Below are 1,096 nucleotides of genomic sequence, written 5' to 3'. Positions count from 1 at the left end.
CTGCGCGTCGTGGTGCACGACGAGCCCGCCGCCGCCGGCGGTGCCGAGGAGCGCACCCCGCGGACCGGACCCCGCCGCTCGGCCGACGAGCTCCACGGCATGGTCGAGGACATGATCAAGGTGCTCGAGTCCGCGGTGCAGCCCGAGCTGCGTCGTGGCCACCGGCCTGACGCGAAGGTGTCCGGCCGGGTCGCCTCGGTGCTCCGCGCGGTCGCCCGCGAACTGGAGCCGTAAGCGCAGCCGCTTCTCGTCGGCCGGCCGCCTGGCCACGCAGGTTATGCACCTTCGCGGTCGACCGAGCGGACCTTATGCGGCGTCTGGGCGACCTGAATCCCGCATAACCTCTCGCATAACCTCCGGGCAGTGCGCGCGTTAGTTCTCGTGCGGGTTCGGGATGCCGATCTCCGCGAGCTCCTTGGCCGAGTCGGACTCGGCGGCGGTCGAGGTGGCCAGGCAGTCGCGGCGCTCGGCGGCGTTGGCGTAGTCAAAGCCCACGGACCACTCGCCGGTGAGGGCATTCGCTTCGCCGTTGGCGTCGTAAATCCTCGGCACTGCCTTGATCACCAGGCCGCCGATGGGGCCCTCGTCGGCGGTCTCAACCGGGATCAGCAGCTCGCCCGCGGTGTTGGCGGAGACCATGTATTCGCGCTCGCCGTCCTCGCGGAGCTCGATCACCGACAGCTGCGAGTTGGTCAGCTCGGTGCCCAGTCGCACGGTCAACAGGCACTCGTTCTGGATCACGAACTCCGGCGCGGGGTTGGTGTAGGTGTTGTCGTCCAGATCGGCCGCGAGATACGGCAGGGCGGAGACCGAACCCCGGTCGGTGGCGACGGTGATCTCGGGCAGCTTCCCGTACTTCGATTCCGAGCCCTGCCATGCGCCGAAGATCGCGGCGAACATGATGAGCATCCACGCCAAGATTGCCCACGTAATCGGGCGGATGCGCGGAGCAGATGAATCGGAGGCGCTGCTGGAGGTCACGGTTCCATTCTGCCGACGACGTCGTCGTCGTCGGAATGGGGGTGACGCCGTGCGGCGTTGCGGCGGGCGCGGAAGGGGGCGGCGGGACCGCGGCGGGTGGGGGCGCCGGGCGCGT

General features: G+C 69.6%; 1 protein-coding gene and 1 pseudogene. One reads left to right on the top strand and one right to left on the bottom strand.

The window, feature by feature from the left end; all coding sequences use genetic code 11:
- Window positions 1-234: pseudogene (locus G6016_RS13695) on the top strand (cold-shock protein); the annotation flags it as partial.
- Between the two features lie 138 nt (window positions 235-372).
- Here the strand turns inward: G6016_RS13695 and G6016_RS13690 are convergent.
- Entirely contained in the window at window positions 373-981 is a 609-nt protein-coding gene (locus G6016_RS13690; protein WP_182633187.1) for a DUF2771 family protein, read from the bottom strand.
- Window positions 982-1,096: the final 115 nt, after the last annotated feature.

The sequence above is a fragment of the Dietzia aerolata genome (genome assembly GCF_014144865.1).
Taxonomy (GTDB): Bacteria; Actinomycetota; Actinomycetes; order Mycobacteriales; family Mycobacteriaceae; genus Dietzia; species Dietzia aerolata.
The sequence above is the reverse complement of the archived record's forward strand: the minus strand, read 5'-3'. Positions and strand labels throughout refer to the sequence as shown.